Origin of the sequence: Vibrio sp. Vb1980 (assembly GCF_033338615.1) — a bacterium.
GTDB lineage: Bacteria > Pseudomonadota > Gammaproteobacteria > Enterobacterales > Vibrionaceae > Vibrio > Vibrio alginolyticus.
This window is the reverse complement of the sequence record NZ_JAWOSZ010000001.1, coordinates 665,116-679,900: the sequence shown is the minus strand read 5'-3', so window position 1 is coordinate 679,900 and position 14,785 is coordinate 665,116. Positions and strand designations below refer to the sequence as shown.

The window sequence follows — 14,785 nt, the reverse complement described above, 5'->3', positions numbered from 1 at the left end:
GAGTGTAGACAGGGGTTCTGATCTTTACCAAGAAATCACTTATCACTTTAAAACAATTACTGCTTCTATGATAAAAACGTGAGCAGGTGGGGGTTATATATATGAAAGTGCAAGTATTTGTACGCAAATTGGCCTCAAAGAAAACAACGCAACGTGATCGTTAACGCTTACCACGTTACTCTGACTAAAACTTTGAGGCTTGAGGATGGTTTGAAGTATCAGTTGAATTAGCGAGATCTAATTCACTTGACGAAGCGCAGGTTGAAGCTGACAGTCTGTTATAACTTGGAAAACTGCACGATTCTTTCCTTCAGACTTACCTTGATACATCAACTCGTCAGCATCTTGCAAGCTCACGATGTGGGTAAACTCAGGATAGTAAGCACAGCCCAAACTGATACTCAAATGAATTGCTTGTCCACCCAGTATAACAGGCTGATCGTAAACTGCTTTACAGAGCATATTGGCAAAATTGAGTGCTTCTCGCTCTGACAGAGAAGACGTAACGAGTGCGAACTCTTCTCCTCCAATTCTCGCCAATGTCATTCGGTCATCAGTCATCGACTTAGCGGCTTCTGCGATGGCAACTATTGCTCGGTCTCCAGCAAGGTGGCCATATCGATCATTGATTGATTTAAAATCATCAATATCAAACACCATCACCGTTAAGTTTCGCTTCAAATGATTCAGTAGCGCCAATTGCTCAATCAGGTGTCTACGGTTGTATAGCTTTGTGAGAGAATCCGTCAACGTCATCTCCAGCAATTGCTGATTGGCAATCGTTAATTGCCTTGTCCGAAGAGCAACCATACGTTTGAGGGCAAAAATATGATAAAGCGTTGCGACCGCCATAATGAAAATAGCAATAGGGAAAAGATAAAGTGGATAAACCGTTTTCACCACACTCCAACGGGTGAGGATCCGCTCACGATCCGTATCGATGACTTTTTCAAACGCTCGTGATACCTCTAAAATGGAAGTTGCACTGTGCATTCCTGCTGCAATCCGAAGATCTTTACTATACAAGCTAATTGTCGGGACAAACATACCCGCTCCCGGCGTGGTTGCCATATAAAAGTTAGCAACTTGCAGGTCTGCAACAAAGTACAGCACCTTTTTATCGACGGCTGCTTGTATCATCGAATCATTGTTAATGTACTCTGCAATAGGTGCATTTGGATAATTCGTCTGAACAAACTCAGACTCGTAACTTCCTTTAACAACGCCAATTGGCAGCGTCATTTCGCCAGTTAAAACACTCCTGATATCAACCGAAAGTACATCTTTATTTACGTACAGTTTGGTTTGGATAGGCATTATGACTGCGCCAAAGTCCATATACTTCGCTCTTTCGGGCGAGTAGACAAGTCCTCCGTGAAAGTCAGCCTTACCCTCTTTTACGGCTTGTAAAGAAGCATCCCAATCCAAAAGGAGAAACTGAACGTCGATTTGGTTGTTCGCCGCGTACTCTTTCCAAAAGTCGATTAAAATACCTTTAGGTTCACCATCTGGGCTAAGGTAAGAGAACGGCTTCCACGCTTTGGAGTTAGCAACAATTAAAGAATGAGACTCTGATTTGTGCGCATGCGCCATCGGACAAATGGACAGCCACACTAGTAATAAAGAAGCACACGCTTTTTTACATTTGCAACCATAAGTACCATAACTCGTCGATGACATACCTACTTCTCACCAGTCTTTTTAAACCATAATCTCGGCTGTTTGATTAGACTAAAGATATAGTAGAGTTGCATAAGACAGGAAGTGACGCTTATTGATATGAATCTAACTTAGTAAGTTTTAGTACTTAATTGGTACTTTCAACGCCTGGTTCGCTGAAGCAGTTGAAGCAGTTGAAGCAGTTGAAGCAGTTGAAGCAGTTGAAGCAGTACATAATAAATTAGGAAAACTTATCTGGTACTAAAAAATTGAATATCATCAGTTTTGCAAACACCTAGTACCAATAAAAAAGCCCTATTCAAAATCCACCTTGGGGAGAACTTTGAATAGGGCTCTTTGCCTCTATGCTTCATTTTACGGCTGAAGCTACCTTTACCTTTTTTCGCTTTAACGACTCGTGTTTGGAACAGCTGACTGGTAACAACCGCTTTTAACGCGTTGTCTTTGATTTCACCTCTGCCGAAGTCGGTCTCATGTTGTGAGCCACTCGGTTGAGGACTGATTTTACGCTTTGCCATAAATCCTCCTTAATGGTCGAACCAGATTGGACAATAATTATGTAAATAAGTCAAATTTATAGATTTAGTTGAATTTTATGCTAAAAAACTTCACATCACCGTCATTTATTTGAAATTTAATCAAAAACATGCTGGTTAAATAGTGACTAAATACAAATATTTGTCCATAAAGCACTAATATATGTTGACTCTTCGTGGAATTAACCTAGACTCAAACACGGCTAGAAAGAAAGTTCTTTGTTTTCACATTTCGTTGGATTACTTGTAACCCGTCGTCCTGTGGTACGCAATAGCAATTTATTTTTCCACGCTATAAGCGCCGTTGAGGCGAAAGATTACATTATTTAGATATTTAGGAAATAGACATGTCTAACACAGCTACTGGCACAGTTAAGTGGTTCAACGAAACTAAAGGCTTCGGTTTCATTCAACAAGAAAACGGTCCTGACGTATTTGCTCACTTCTCTGCAATCACTGGTGACGGCTTCCGTACTCTAGTTGAAGGCCAGAAAGTAGAATTTGTTATCTCTCAAGGTCAAAAAGGCCCTCAAGCAGAGCAAATCAAAGTACTTTAATTCTTAAAGAATTTGATACGATAGCCAGCTTTTAAAGCTGGCTATTTTTTTGCCTAAAACTTATTTTGCCAACAAAACGATATAAATCTATGGCTCTTAAACCAACCATTTACAAATTTCGTATCGCCATTTCCGATATGAATAATGACTATTACGATTCTAAAAATCTAACTATCGCCCTTCACCCTTCTGAAAAGCCGCAACGAATGTTGGCTCGCATTCTAGCTTACTGTTTAAATGCTCAAAGCAATCTAGAGTTTACAAAAGGACTCTCTACGATTGAAGAGCCTGATTTATGGCATGTTGGCGATGATCAAAGCATTACTCACTGGATTGAAATTGGCGAACCAGAACCAGACAGAATTAAGAAAGCTTCTCGCCTCGCAAAGCATGTAAAAGTTTACACTTATAACACCAAAGCGGCTGTCTGGTGGGACAAAATGTCAGGAAAGTTCTCAATGCTTCCCGTCAACGTAGAGAGCTTTGACTATGACGCTATCGACTTGATTTGTCAGCATCTTGACCGAGGTACTAGCCTTTCTGTTATGATTACTGGCAGCTCAATTTTTGTTGATATCAATGATCAACATATCGAAGTAACGGTGAAGGAACTAAAAAACCATGACGTCTCTTAGTGAACTGAGTCAAGAGATGGGATTTGAAGAAATCCCCTTTGTTAAAGAACATAAAGCAGCAAAGCGACGTTGGTTAAAAGAACAGTCACAACTATTTACAAAAGTTTGTGAGAACAAACCCACAACAGCACCTACTCTTCACCTGCTTGGCCTTTTGACCAAATCACATATTGAAGCAAGTGCTAACTACGAGCAACATGCTCACTCTACCCAGCGTATGCAGCAAGTTCTGACTGACTCCTTGGGTAATGAGCACGCGGATAAGTTTACTAACCAATCTGCTGAAGACCTAATCTTAGTCACCCACCTTTGGTTATACACGCAAGGCTATTTAAATATGGATTTCAGCTTGGCGCACGATCATGCCGAGCAGACTCAAAATACATTGCAGCACGAACTTGTCATGAAACGCATGGACGTTGATGCATTCAGAACCGAACTCATGCAAAGTTTTTATCAAGGTAAAGAAGCCCGTCCGGCTTCAGCAAGTGGCTTTTGGGGTTGGTTTAAACGTCTATTTTCCGCATAAAATACATGGTTTTATCCATTTCAAACAACTGATAGACTTCACGCTCAGTGCAACAAGCATCATGATTGCATTCTTAAAGGACAATTACCCAATGAACATCAAGGGATCATTATGAAGTTTATCCGTTGGATTTTAGGCAAGGTTATCTTATTGCTGAACGCGGTGTTCTCACCTCGTGGTATTAAGCGCACCGCAGAAGAACAGCAACGTATTGATGAAAAAGCGAAACAATACGCACTTTACCAATTTGAAGCCTGCCCTTTTTGCGTAAAGGTCCGCCGTGCAATGAAGCGTCAATCGGTGAACATTGAGCTACGTGATGCAAAAAATAACCCGACTCATCGAGCTGAACTAGAGCAAGGTGGTGGGCGAGTTAAAGTCCCTTGCCTTCGTATCGAAAAAGATGGCGAAACACAGTGGTTATACGAGTCATCTGACATCGTCGCTTACGTTGAAAAAGAATTTGCCTAAGTTCCCCCTATGAACATTGGCGGATGTAAAAGAGGCACCTAACGGTGCCTCTTTTCTATTTTTTCTAGCTAAATGTTGCCGTGCGAGCTTTCCTTATTCAGTCTTCTTGCTCAACTCCGAACTTAAACTCCACTAAGCAAATAACGGGTATGTGAGAACAACACAACGAAGATTACCGCCTAACGTCTGCGTTATTCATCCACGATCAATGTTAGCTCTACGCGCCGATTGCAAGCTTTACCACTCGCTGTCGCATTGCTGCACTTCGGTACATACTCTCCGAAGCCTCTAGAAAACACTCGTTGACGTGGAATACTCGTCGCCAATAGTTGTTTTTCTACTTCACGAGCTCGCTTTTCAGATAGCGTGTCATTGAAGCTTTCAGCTCCCGTGCTATCCGCATGACCATCAATCACGACATCAACATCAGTTCTTCCAGCCAGATAGTGACCAATGTTTCGAATCCAGTCTTGAGATTGAGCAGATAACCGTGCAGAACCCGTTTGAAAATGCACTTGCTCTTTCAAACGTATCATCAGGTGACCACCACTGAGCGTCTCGTGAGGAATGTTATGCCTGCTCAGGAACATTTCCAGAGAGGTCACGTTTTGCGACTTTTTTACTGACGCCCTCGCCGTTTGATATGAACGAGGGGAAGAAGCCACATTGGATGCGCTCGGGTATCCCCATTCTGGGTGTCTCAGCTCAGTGTTTGATTTAGGAGCTGTATCTAAAATGTTCCCACCTGGGACCATATCTTGATCGAGGCTACTGCACCCGGCCAGAATGCCACAAACAATTAAAAACCAATGCTTCATACCATTACCAACGTAGAAAAACTCTTGTTCATTGTGTCGACAAAACACGCCGAATCTTTAGCGCTTTTGTCCACCGATTGGTTTGTCTATGCAGCGTTCATGCCACTGGAGTCAATGCAAAATCATCTCTCAAATAAAAAGCAACACTAAAATACCCTACCCTTGCAGCCCATACGTCAGGCAAAGTCTGTTACCAATGGTCTCACTTTATTGTTATTTAATGGTTTTAGTCACTATCGTTAACCGATAAACTAACGCAAATTTCTCATTTAGAGCACTACTATGTTAAAAACCATATCGAAAGGCTTTGCTGTTGTTGTTGCCGTAATGGCTTTGTCGGCATGCGATAGCGGCAAGAGTCAGCCTCAGCAAGGCAAACAATACGAAGTTTTGCCAGTATCCCTTGAAGAATATGATTTAGCTCCCCTGACTGAAGCATTCTCTTTAACTTGTGGCCACTGCCGCTCAATGGAAGAGTTTGTCCCTCAAATTGAATCATTGACCGATCAAAGCGTTGAAAAAATGCATGTAACGTTCAATGAAAGTGCACAAGTGAGCGCCATCATCTTCTATACTGCCGTAATGCAGCTTGAATCAACACCAGATAAAGCGTTTATGGCGGATCTTTTTACTGCTGTGCAAATGGGTGCCGATGCAACGGCTGAGGAACGCCAAATCGCTGTTGAGAAAGCCTTTGAGTCTCGCAACCTTATCAGCCCTTACCATTTAGATGAAGCACAGCAAAAAACGCTGTTTGAGTACATCACTAAGGCAGAAGCGATCACGACTCGCGGCCAAATTAACTCCGTTCCAGCCTTTATCGTAAACGGAAAATATCAAGTGATTACTGGTGGTCATGACAGCGTTGAAGCCATGGCAGAAACCATCAACTTTTTGCTAAAACAACCTAAATAGACAAGGAGATCACGTGTCTAAATTTTTGTTTCCTCTTATTATTTTTATTTTGGCGGGCTTTTTCATTTACCGTACTTGGACAAACCATAAAGTAGCAGATGAAAACTTTGCCAAAGGCCAAGCATTCTTACTAGAAAATGCGAAAAAAGAAGGCGTTATCACAACAGAAAGTGGCCTTCAATACATGGTTCTTGAAAAAGGCGAAGGTGAGGTTCACCCAACTGCAACAAGTAAAGTAAAAGTACACTACCACGGCACCCTGATTGATGGCACGGTATTCGATAGCTCTGTTAATCGTGGTGAGCCGATTTCATTTGGTCTTAACCAAGTCATTAAAGGCTGGCAAGAAGGTCTACAATACATGGTAGAAGGTGAGAAAATCCGCCTTTTCGTACCAAGCACGCTTGGCTATGGTAAGAGTGGCTCTGGCCCAATTCCACCAGCAAGTGTTTTGATCTTTGATGTTGAGCTGCTAGAAATTCAATAAATCTAGAAAGCTTTGTCTTAAAGCCAAAGTATCAAAACCAAAAACGCCGCGAACCACGCGGCGTTTTCTGCTTTAAGAGAGGTTAAAAACCAATATAGTGATCCGAAAGCAATGCAATGAACAACGCCAAAAGATGATAGATAGAGAATTTAAACGTCTCCATCGCGGTATTTGGCTCTGGTGCATATTTTAGCTTCCATGCATGGTACATAAAGCCAACATTGAGTAGTAGCGAGGCAAAAAGATACACCACGCCGACCATACCAACCAAAACCGGTAGGACACAAACCAAAGTCAATAGAACCGTATACAACAGAATAGAAGTTTTGGTGTACTCAATGCCGTGTGTCACTGGCAGCATGGGAATATCTACCTTGCGGTAATCCTCGACACGATGAATAGCCAGAGCCCAAAAATGTGGTGGCGTCCAGATAAAAATGATCATCACGAGCAGCCAAGCATTCGCATGTAATTGCCCTGTTACAGCAGTCCAACCGAGAAGAGGCGGCATCGCACCGGCAATCCCTGCAATGACGATATTTTGGGGCGTAGCACGTTTGAGGTACATTGTGTATACCATCGCATAGCCGAGCAAACTCATCAAAGTCAACCATGCCGTCAGCGGGTTGACCATCGCATATAGAAGTACAAACCCTAAGACACCTAAAACTGTAGCGAAGGCTATCACCGATGATGGTTTAGTCTCACCCGATGGCAATGGTCGTTTGTGTGTACGTGCCATTCTCGCATCAATTCGGCGGTCAATTAGATGATTAAACGCTGCCGCAGACCCTGCCATCAGACCAATCCCCGTTAGGCCAACTACCGCCTGAAACCAGGGGAAATCATCAACCGGGGCTAAGCTCATCCCTACTACTGCCGTCACCAACATTAACGCCACCACTTTAGGTTTCGTTAACTTCAAATAAACGGAACTTAGTCGCTTTCGCCCATTTAACGACAGCACGATTTCTTTACTCATAGCGAACTCCTTTCGCGGTGTAATTCCAAGCCGTTTTACCCTGCCACAAGTAAAACTGGCTAACACAAACGAGACTCAACATAACAGCGGCACCAAGGTTGTGTGCCACCGCGACATAGATAGGAAGTTGAAATACTACGTTGCTTACACCCAGCATAATTTGGCACACCAGAGTGAATAACAACCACCCTCCGATTCTCTGTGAATGATGAGAATCTTGCCTCATAAGCCCAATACTATAAGCCAATACCACGGTGGCGGTAACAATAGCGCCTATACGATGAGTGACGTGTATAGTCATTCTTGCCGGATACTCCAAGACACCAAATTCATAATTCTCGAATCCAGTTTGCCAGAAAGAAAACGCTTCTTTCCATGAGAGATGGCTCATCCAGTCTCCCTCACAAATCGGCAGTGTGGTACACATCAGCGCAGCATAATTTGACGAAGTCCATCCTCCAAGGAGCACTTGCACCAAAACAACCAGGAAAACCAACAATGAAAAGCCTCTCAGAGAGCTAGAAGATGGAGAGAAATAGAGATTGTTTTGCGCTTTTAATTGGCAGTAAAAAATCGCCTGTAACGCCAATAAAACAAAACCACCGAGCAAGTGAAGCATCACGATGACGGGCATTAATTTAAGAGTAACTGTCCACATTCCCAAAAGTGCCTGCCCAATCACCAATACGCTGAGCAACATCGGAATGGTTGAATTTACACGCTCAGACCTTATTGATATCGCTGCCATCGCAAAAATGACTAAACCTAACGTTCCTGCAAAATAGCGATGAATCATCTCAAGCCATGCTTTCTCATGCTCTACTGCCCGCTCGGGGAAGTTCAGGTTAGCACGTATGACGTCTTCTTCTTGATGCGGCACAGAAAAGTGCCCATAACAACCAGGCCAATCCGGGCAACCTAACCCTGCATCTGAAAGGCGAGTATATGCCCCTAACATGATCACCACGAGAGTTAGCAGCAAACTGAATCTAACCAACTGAATTAATTTCATATGCACTTCCTCTAACCGACTCGTGACAGTTTTAAGAGCTTGCGTAAGTCCGCCAACATACCTTTATTCAATAGGACTAAGTCCTCATTTGGTTTCGGCGAGTAAGACATCACCAGTTGCCCAAGAGGATCAACGATCAACATTTGCCCAGGTTTCACTTTTGCGGTAACCAATTCATTCATTTGCATCGCTAACATCGATACTTCCATGGGATCTGAATGCTCAGTCTGCCAAACGACTGGCACTACTCGCTCTTGATACTTACCTAAAGCAACATGACTTTGCTGAAGCAGGTAAAGCTGCTGTTTACACTGTTCAGTGCATTCGTTAGGCAATACATAAGCGAGTTGCCAACCATGGTCTTTGAGAGGTGACTCTTGACCAAGCTGCTCTAACGTCGTGTATGGTTCGACTAACTCGCCTCTATTGGTCACTCCGCTTTGATACCACCCTTGTGTGAGAATGACTTTTGCAATGACAGCGGGAAGCGCGAACGTACAAACCAGCGCAATCAACATTAGTCGTCCTTTGGTTACTTTAGATGTCATGCTTCACCTCCATGTGACGCAACTTTTTTTGCCAACGAACAAAAACAATTAAAGTCAGTATTAAGAAAACACCTGCCATCGAAAACCATTGAATCGAATAGCCAAAATGTTTGGCACTATTGAGTGGTAATGGATTCCAAGGAAAGTCATAGGGCCAACGAGTTAAATTGTCTGGCTGCAAGACTGCGGGCATAAGTTCAATATTCAGTAGCTGATTCAATTGCGCGATGTTTAGGTTTTGCACGCGAATAACATCGCCAACTTCCGGCATTAACTCTGAGCTCAGTGGATTAGTAGATTTTCGGTACAGGCGTCCTGTGATGAAAGTCGAATTATCGAGTTTGGTGACCGTTGGTAACATTGAGCGTTCTGCTCTTCCCTCGACAAAACCAAGCTCCAATAACGCATAGGTACTAGGCTCATCGCTCGTCAATACAATCTGAAATGCTAAATATCCCACACTGCCTTGATGCGTTTGATTGTCTAACAAAATTACGGGAAACGCCTGAGGAACAACATTAACTTCCACTTTTTTCCCGAGGATACTTTCCTCTCGCCAGTCGTTGTCTTCAAGAACGACGCTTAGTGCTTGGTACGCACTATCCGCACGCGCGAGAATGGCTTGTTCCAATGCTTGTTTTTCTTGCCCTCTCTCAAACTGCCAAAAACCCAGTTTGACCAAAAGAGAAAACACAACCACAGTTAAACCAACTGCAACCCAAAACCGTTTCGATAGCCATAATTGTCTTGATAACAACAATGATGAAACCGGAGGTGCCATGTCCACCGTATTTCTATTCAAACTGACGCTTGTCCTTTTGCTGCTTTTCATTATCTTCAACCTCGCAAAAGCGCTTATCGAAATGGTTCGTGAAGACCCAGATAATCCTGAAAAAAGAGACAAACCCATGAGTCATTACTTAGGCCGTCGAGTCATGTTCTCCGCTTTGGTGGTCGTCCTTTTGCTTATTGCGCTCAGCTCGGGTTGGCTAGCACCAAACCCTCGCCCTTATTAGTCGAACCAAGAGTTCACACTGCGCCTAAAGTACGTAAACAAACACAAACAGACATAACCAAACCACATCCACGAAATGCCAATACCAGCTGCCCGCTTGAAAGGCAAAATGGTTCTTTGGCGAAAAGTGATCTTTAGCGATTCTGAACAGCAGCACGATCAAGAAGATAGTCCCAAGACAAACGTGTAAACCGTGGAACCCCGTCAACATGAAGAACGTGTTACCGTAAATACCGGACTGCAACGTGAGCCCTATGTCTTGATAAGCATGAACATACTCAACCGCTTGGTAATATAGGAAAAAGCCAGCAAGTACGATGGTTATCTCTAACCAAACAATCAGTGCCGTTCTTTTGTCTTGTTCAAGGCTTATATGCGCCATATGTAGCGTAGTAGACGACAATAGCAGCAAGATAGTATTGGTAAGGGGTATGCCCTGCCACGGCATAGCTTGTGTTGTTTCTCCCCCCGGTGTCAGTGTGAGTGGCCACATCGCTTCGAAGGTTGGCCACAGGACTTCGTTGGTCATGAAGTTATTATCTGCCCCACCTAACCAAGGCACAGAAATCATTCTGGCGTAAAACAAGGCACCAAAAAAGGCACCAAAAAACATCACTTCAGAAAAGATAAACCAGCTCATTCCTTGGCGAAAAGAACGAGTAATTTGCGAGCTGTATTTTCCACTCAGTGATTCAGTAATCACATTACTAAACCAACCAGCCAACATGTAAAGCAAGAACAAGAAGCCCACCGCTAGCACAATGCCACCAATGGTTCCCACTGCACCGTCACTTTGTGTCCCCTGGACGGTCATGCCCGCGCCAACAGCAACCAAAAACAGAGCAAATGCACCGATGATCGGCCAGCTACTTTGAGCGGGAACATAATATGTTCCTGGCTTGTTACTCATAATTTCTCTCCTTACTGACCAACCTTGGTCTGTATCTCTCTCCCTGAGTGGCTAAGAGCCTGTAGGAGGGGGAAGTTTATAGAGTGTGTAAGACAGCGTTAACGTGTGTATAGACTCCGGCAAGTCCGGTTCGATATAAAAAATCAACGGCATTTGAGCTTGCTGTTTACCATCCAGAGGCTGCTGGTTAAAACAAAAACACTCAATCTTATTGAAGTAAGCAGCTCCAGTCCCGGGAGAAACAGAAGGAACGGCTTGCCCCACCAACTTCTGCCCGCTTTCATTAAATGCAAGGTATTCGGTTTGCACGACTTCACCTGGGTGAACATCCATCGAAATCACTTTGGGTCTAAACTCCCAAGGCATATCTGGGCTTACATGCGCCATAAACTCCACGCGAACAGTTCGGCTCATGTCCGGTTGCATACCTGTCGGTTGAATGGCGGCTACTTCACTTGTCTTTCCATTGATTCCCAGTGCGTCGCACATCACGTCATAAAGTGGGACTAGTGCATAGCCGAAGCCAAACATTAACAGGGTCGCCAAAAGCAACTTCACTGTGAGCTTCTTGTTTGATGGATTCGGTTTCATGTCACTCACCCCACTCTTTGCTAGTCAATCTTAGGCGGTGTAGTAAACGTATGATGTGGCGCAGGGCTTGGCACTGTCCACTCTAAGCCTTCCGCACGTTCCCACGGTTTTGCAGAAGCCTTCTCCCCGCCACGAATACACTTGATCACCAACCATAAGAAGATCAGTTGTGACAACCCAAATGCAAACCCACCAATTGATACTATTTGATTAACATCAGCAAACTGAATGGCGTAATCCGGTATGCGCCTTGGCATGCCTGCTAAGCCTAGGAAGTGCATTGGGAAAAACAGGACATTGACGGAAATAATTGAGCACCAGAAATGCCATAAACTCAGCTTGTGGTCGTACATATTGCCCGTCCACTTAGGTAGCCAGTAGTATGCCGCTGCCATGATCGAGAATACCGCACCAGATACCAACACATAATGGAAATGGGCAACCACGAAGTAAGTGTCATGATATTGGAAATCCGCCGGCACAATCGCCAACATCAGTCCCGAGAAGCCGCCAATAGTAAAAAGCACAATAAAGGCAATGGCAAACAACATTGGCGTTTCAAATGTCAGCGCTCCACGCCACATGGTGGCAACCCAGTTAAAGACTTTAACTCCCGTTGGTACCGCAATCAGCATAGTGCAATACATAAAGAAGAGCTCAGCAAAAACTGGCATCCCCGTGGTAAACATGTGGTGCGCCCACACAAGGAAAGATAACAATGCAATGCTGCACGTCGCGTAAACCATCGAATGATAACCAAACAGCTTCTTACCACTGAAAGCAGGCAGAATGGCGGAGATGATTCCAAACGACGGTAAAATCATGATGTACACTTCTGGGTGACCAAAGAACCAAAAGATGTGTTGGAACATTACCGGGTCACCACCACCAGCTGCGTCAAAGAAGCTAGTCCCGAAATATTTGTCAGTAAGAACCATGGTCACCGCACCCGCTAATACCGGCATAACCGCGATTAGCAAGAAAGCGGTAATTAACCAAGTCCAAACAAACATTGGTAACTTGAACCAAGTCATTCCCGGAGCTCGCATATTTACGATCGTCACGATAACGTTGATCGCGCCCATAATGGAGCTGATACCCATGATATGCACAGAGAATACAAACAGCGCAGTGCTATCTGGGCCATAAGTCGTGGACAGCGGAGCATAAAACGTCCAACCAAAATCAGGACCGCCGCCAGGTAAAAACAACGAGCTCAACAAGATGAGAAATGCAAAAGGTAAGATCCAAAAGCTCAAGTTGTTCATGCGCGGCAGCGCCATATCTGGAGCGCCGATCATCATCGGGATCATCCAGTTAGCAAGCCCCGTAAATGCTGGCATCACCGCACCAAATACCATCACTAAACCGTGTACCGTGGTCATTTGATTAAAAAACTGCGGATCGACTAGCTGTAGCCCTGGCTGGAACAGTTCGGCACGAATGATCATAGCCATCGCACCACCTGTTAGAAACATCGCAAAGCTAAACCAAAGGTAGAGGGTGCCTATGTCTTTATGGCTTGTAGAATACAACCAACGAGTGATGCCCTGGGGTGCATGATGCTCGTGACCATCATCAATCGCAATGGTACTGTTCGCACTGGCTTCTGCTGGCGCAGACTTCACTGCCTTATCTATTGGCTTACTCATATTTCCTCCTTAGCACTGCCTTGTGCTTTAAAGGCATTCACATCGGATGCTTGCACTGTATCGCCAGTATCGTTGCCCCATGCATTTCGTTGATATGTGATAACCGCGCCAATTTCTTTGTCACTTAACTGATTAGAAAAAGCCTGCATTGCGGTGCCCGGGCGACCGTTGACAATAATATCTATGTGCTCTGTAACATCTCCGGTTGCAATAGGACTGCCTTTAATCGCGGGAAATGCACCCGGAATCCCCTCACCATTTGCCTGATGACACACAGCGCAACGCGCCGTGTATATCGATTCGCCTTGCGACATCAATTCATCCATAGATAAGTCTTGAGAGAGCGCTTCTTGTGCCGCCGCTTTTTGAAGTGCGAGTTCTTGCTTCTTACTCGCTAGCCATTCATCGAACTTCTCTTCTTCCATCGCATGCACCACCACCGGCATAAATCCGTGTGCACGACCACATAGCTCCGCACATTGGCCGCGATATACGCCTGGCTCATCAATTCTTGTCCATGCTTCATTAATAAAACCTGGAATGGTGTCTTTCTTGACGGCAAAGTCCGGTACCCACCAAGAGTGAATGACATCATCAGAAGTCATCAAAAAACGCACTTTGCGATTCACAGGCAACACCAAAGGGTTGTCTACTTCCAGTAAGTAATGTGCGCCTTTAGCTTCGATTCCATCAATTTGTTTTTGGCTGGTGGCAAGCAAACTAAAAAACTCAACATCTTCGCCAAAATAGCTGTAATGCCATTTCCATTGCGAGCCTGTGATCTTGACCGTGATATCCGATTGGCTTGTGTCTTCCATTGCTACTAGAGTTTTTGTTGCGGGAATCGCCATAGCGACAAGAATGATGATGGGTATGACCGTCCAAATAATTTCCACTTTTGTACTTTCATGGAAATGTGCGGCAACTGCTCCTTTTGACTTGCGATGACGGAAGATGGAATAGAACATCACACCAAAAACAATCAAAGCAATTACACAGCAGATATAGAAAATCAGCATATGTAATTCATACACTTGCCCACTTATCTCTGTGACCCCTTTTGTCATGTTGTAGTCATTTTCCTTTGACCAACCAAAAGAGGAAAATGTGATTAAAATCACATTCAGTGATAAGGCTAGAGTAGTCGTTAATCTTTTCAAAAGATCTCTCCTCTGCTCAGCCGCTACGCCTACGCGAGCTTCCTTGCGTCCCGATGCAAATATCGAACAACTTTACGAAAAATCACAAAAACTACGATTTCGACACGGTTTGTTATATTTATGTTAAAAGGCTAGTTATAGTTCCAAGGTTCTTCAAGAAATTAAATATGATTAAATTTTGTTCGGATAAGAAAAATTAATTCGGTTTATCGATTGCCCTCTTTGAAATGTAATTGAGAACCATTTACATTGATTTAAAAGAAAACATTGAGATACTTACCAAACGA

18 protein-coding genes are annotated in these 14,785 nt (G+C 43.9%); 7 read left to right on the top strand and 11 right to left on the bottom strand.

What is annotated here, in order from left to right:
* Window positions 1-237: 237 nt before the first annotated feature.
* The gene (locus R7F64_RS03035; RefSeq protein WP_025768459.1) at window positions 238-1,680 is read right to left on the bottom strand and encodes a diguanylate cyclase domain-containing protein; all 1,443 of its coding nucleotides are present in this window, start codon (window positions 1,678-1,680) and stop codon (window positions 238-240) included.
* A gap of 230 nt (window positions 1,681-1,910) precedes the next feature.
* Entirely contained in the window at window positions 1,911-2,198 is a 288-nt protein-coding gene (locus R7F64_RS03030) for an alternative ribosome-rescue factor A (protein WP_017821594.1), read from the bottom strand.
* Between the two features lie 365 nt (window positions 2,199-2,563).
* Between R7F64_RS03030 and R7F64_RS03025 the strand changes: the two genes are divergently transcribed.
* From R7F64_RS03025 to R7F64_RS03010, 4 genes are all read left to right on the top strand, one after another.
* Window positions 2,564-2,773 (top strand): cold-shock protein, encoded by a 210-nt coding sequence (locus R7F64_RS03025; protein ID WP_005375625.1) that lies wholly within the window; start codon window positions 2,564-2,566, stop codon window positions 2,771-2,773.
* An 89-nt stretch (window positions 2,774-2,862) separates the two neighbouring features.
* Complete coding sequence (locus R7F64_RS03020; protein WP_005375627.1) at window positions 2,863-3,408, top strand: YaeQ family protein; 546 nt, start codon at window positions 2,863-2,865, stop codon at window positions 3,406-3,408.
* Complete coding sequence (locus R7F64_RS03015) at window positions 3,395-3,937, top strand: hypothetical protein (protein WP_017635869.1); 543 nt, start codon at window positions 3,395-3,397, stop codon at window positions 3,935-3,937. Before R7F64_RS03020 ends, R7F64_RS03015 begins: the two co-directional genes overlap by 14 nt.
* 111 nt (window positions 3,938-4,048) lie before the next feature.
* Window positions 4,049-4,408 carry a glutaredoxin family protein gene (locus tag R7F64_RS03010; RefSeq protein ID WP_005375631.1) on the top strand — a complete coding sequence of 120 codons (360 nt, stop codon included), beginning with the start codon at window positions 4,049-4,051 and terminating at the stop codon, window positions 4,406-4,408.
* Between the two features lie 191 nt (window positions 4,409-4,599).
* Here R7F64_RS03010 and R7F64_RS03005 read toward each other — a convergent pair whose 3' ends face one another.
* Window positions 4,600-5,226 carry an OmpA family protein gene (locus R7F64_RS03005; RefSeq protein WP_025768460.1) on the bottom strand — a complete coding sequence of 209 codons (627 nt, stop codon included), beginning with the start codon at window positions 5,224-5,226 and terminating at the stop codon, window positions 4,600-4,602.
* Window positions 5,227-5,508: 282 nt separating this feature from the next.
* On the opposite strand from R7F64_RS03005, the gene R7F64_RS03000 reads away from it, so the two are divergent.
* Both R7F64_RS03000 and R7F64_RS02995 read left to right on the top strand, forming a co-directional pair.
* Window positions 5,509-6,141, top strand: coding sequence for a thiol:disulfide interchange protein DsbA/DsbL (locus tag R7F64_RS03000; protein WP_005375635.1), 633 nt, complete (start codon window positions 5,509-5,511; stop codon window positions 6,139-6,141).
* 13 nt (window positions 6,142-6,154) lie between these two features.
* Window positions 6,155-6,628: an FKBP-type peptidyl-prolyl cis-trans isomerase gene (locus R7F64_RS02995; protein WP_005375638.1), complete on the top strand. Its 474-nt coding sequence runs from the start codon at window positions 6,155-6,157 to the stop codon at window positions 6,626-6,628.
* A gap of 82 nt (window positions 6,629-6,710) precedes the next feature.
* Here the strand turns inward: R7F64_RS02995 and cyoE are convergent, their stop codons facing one another.
* The 4 genes from cyoE to R7F64_RS02975 are packed head-to-tail and all read right to left on the bottom strand — an operon-like array spanning window position 6,711 to window position 9,951.
* Window positions 6,711-7,610, bottom strand: coding sequence for a heme o synthase (gene cyoE, locus R7F64_RS02990; protein WP_182016671.1), 900 nt, complete (start codon window positions 7,608-7,610; stop codon window positions 6,711-6,713).
* Window positions 7,603-8,622 carry a COX15/CtaA family protein gene (locus R7F64_RS02985; protein ID WP_033906821.1) on the bottom strand — a complete coding sequence of 340 codons (1,020 nt, stop codon included), beginning with the start codon at window positions 8,620-8,622 and terminating at the stop codon, window positions 7,603-7,605. Before R7F64_RS02985 ends, cyoE begins: the two co-directional genes overlap by 8 nt.
* Window positions 8,623-8,633: 11 nt before the next feature.
* On the bottom strand, window positions 8,634-9,170 hold the full coding sequence (locus R7F64_RS02980) for a hypothetical protein (protein WP_017635864.1): 537 nt from the start codon (window positions 9,168-9,170) through the stop codon (window positions 8,634-8,636).
* Window positions 9,160-9,951, bottom strand: a complete 792-nt coding sequence (locus tag R7F64_RS02975; protein WP_198556856.1) for an SURF1 family protein — start codon at window positions 9,949-9,951, stop codon at window positions 9,160-9,162. Before R7F64_RS02975 ends, R7F64_RS02980 begins: the two co-directional genes overlap by 11 nt.
* Here R7F64_RS02975 and R7F64_RS02970 point away from each other — a divergent pair.
* On the top strand, window positions 9,950-10,186 hold the full coding sequence (locus tag R7F64_RS02970) for a DUF2909 domain-containing protein (RefSeq protein ID WP_005375504.1): 237 nt from the start codon (window positions 9,950-9,952) through the stop codon (window positions 10,184-10,186). The two genes, R7F64_RS02975 and R7F64_RS02970, sit on opposite strands and share 2 nt — an antisense overlap.
* A gap of 24 nt (window positions 10,187-10,210) precedes the next feature.
* Here the strand turns inward: R7F64_RS02970 and R7F64_RS02965 are convergent, their stop codons facing one another.
* The 4 genes from R7F64_RS02965 to coxB are packed head-to-tail and all read right to left on the bottom strand — an operon-like array spanning window position 10,211 to window position 14,498.
* Complete coding sequence (locus R7F64_RS02965) at window positions 10,211-11,095, bottom strand: cytochrome c oxidase subunit 3 (protein ID WP_318071441.1); 885 nt, start codon at window positions 11,093-11,095, stop codon at window positions 10,211-10,213.
* 51 nt (window positions 11,096-11,146) lie between these two features.
* On the bottom strand, window positions 11,147-11,686 hold the full coding sequence (locus R7F64_RS02960) for a cytochrome c oxidase assembly protein (protein WP_005385211.1): 540 nt from the start codon (window positions 11,684-11,686) through the stop codon (window positions 11,147-11,149).
* A 20-nt stretch (window positions 11,687-11,706) separates the two neighbouring features.
* Window positions 11,707-13,338 (bottom strand): cytochrome c oxidase subunit I, encoded by a 1,632-nt coding sequence (gene ctaD, locus R7F64_RS02955; protein ID WP_005375510.1) that lies wholly within the window; start codon window positions 13,336-13,338, stop codon window positions 11,707-11,709.
* Window positions 13,335-14,498 carry a cytochrome c oxidase subunit II gene (gene coxB / locus R7F64_RS02950; protein ID WP_017821602.1) on the bottom strand — a complete coding sequence of 388 codons (1,164 nt, stop codon included), beginning with the start codon at window positions 14,496-14,498 and terminating at the stop codon, window positions 13,335-13,337. The genes ctaD and coxB overlap by 4 nt, the downstream gene beginning before the upstream one ends.
* Window positions 14,499-14,785 lie beyond the last annotated feature (287 nt).

Coding starts and splice junctions, on each gene's coding strand:
- R7F64_RS02980 (WP_017635864.1), bottom strand. CDS start 9,170: ATGACATCTAAAGTAACCAAAGGACGACTAATGTTGATTGCGCTGGTT.
- R7F64_RS02965 (WP_318071441.1), bottom strand. CDS start 11,095: ATGAGTAACAAGCCAGGAACATATTATGTTCCCGCTCAAAGTAGCTGG.
- R7F64_RS02960 (WP_005385211.1), bottom strand. CDS start 11,686: ATGAAACCGAATCCATCAAACAAGAAGCTCACAGTGAAGTTGCTTTTG.
- R7F64_RS03025 (WP_005375625.1), top strand. CDS start 2,564: ATGTCTAACACAGCTACTGGCACAGTTAAGTGGTTCAACGAAACTAAA.
- R7F64_RS03035 (WP_025768459.1), bottom strand. CDS start 1,680: ATGTCATCGACGAGTTATGGTACTTATGGTTGCAAATGTAAAAAAGCG.
- R7F64_RS03010 (WP_005375631.1), top strand. CDS start 4,049: ATGAAGTTTATCCGTTGGATTTTAGGCAAGGTTATCTTATTGCTGAAC.
- R7F64_RS03000 (WP_005375635.1), top strand. CDS start 5,509: ATGTTAAAAACCATATCGAAAGGCTTTGCTGTTGTTGTTGCCGTAATG.
- R7F64_RS03005 (WP_025768460.1), bottom strand. CDS start 5,226: ATGAAGCATTGGTTTTTAATTGTTTGTGGCATTCTGGCCGGGTGCAGT.
- R7F64_RS02970 (WP_005375504.1), top strand. CDS start 9,950: ATGTCCACCGTATTTCTATTCAAACTGACGCTTGTCCTTTTGCTGCTT.
- ctaD (WP_005375510.1), bottom strand. CDS start 13,338: ATGAGTAAGCCAATAGATAAGGCAGTGAAGTCTGCGCCAGCAGAAGCC.
- R7F64_RS03020 (WP_005375627.1), top strand. CDS start 2,863: ATGGCTCTTAAACCAACCATTTACAAATTTCGTATCGCCATTTCCGAT.
- R7F64_RS03030 (WP_017821594.1), bottom strand. CDS start 2,198: ATGGCAAAGCGTAAAATCAGTCCTCAACCGAGTGGCTCACAACATGAG.
- R7F64_RS02975 (WP_198556856.1), bottom strand. CDS start 9,951: ATGGCACCTCCGGTTTCATCATTGTTGTTATCAAGACAATTATGGCTA.
- R7F64_RS03015 (WP_017635869.1), top strand. CDS start 3,395: ATGACGTCTCTTAGTGAACTGAGTCAAGAGATGGGATTTGAAGAAATC.
- cyoE (WP_182016671.1), bottom strand. CDS start 7,610: ATGAGTAAAGAAATCGTGCTGTCGTTAAATGGGCGAAAGCGACTAAGT.
- R7F64_RS02985 (WP_033906821.1), bottom strand. CDS start 8,622: ATGAAATTAATTCAGTTGGTTAGATTCAGTTTGCTGCTAACTCTCGTG.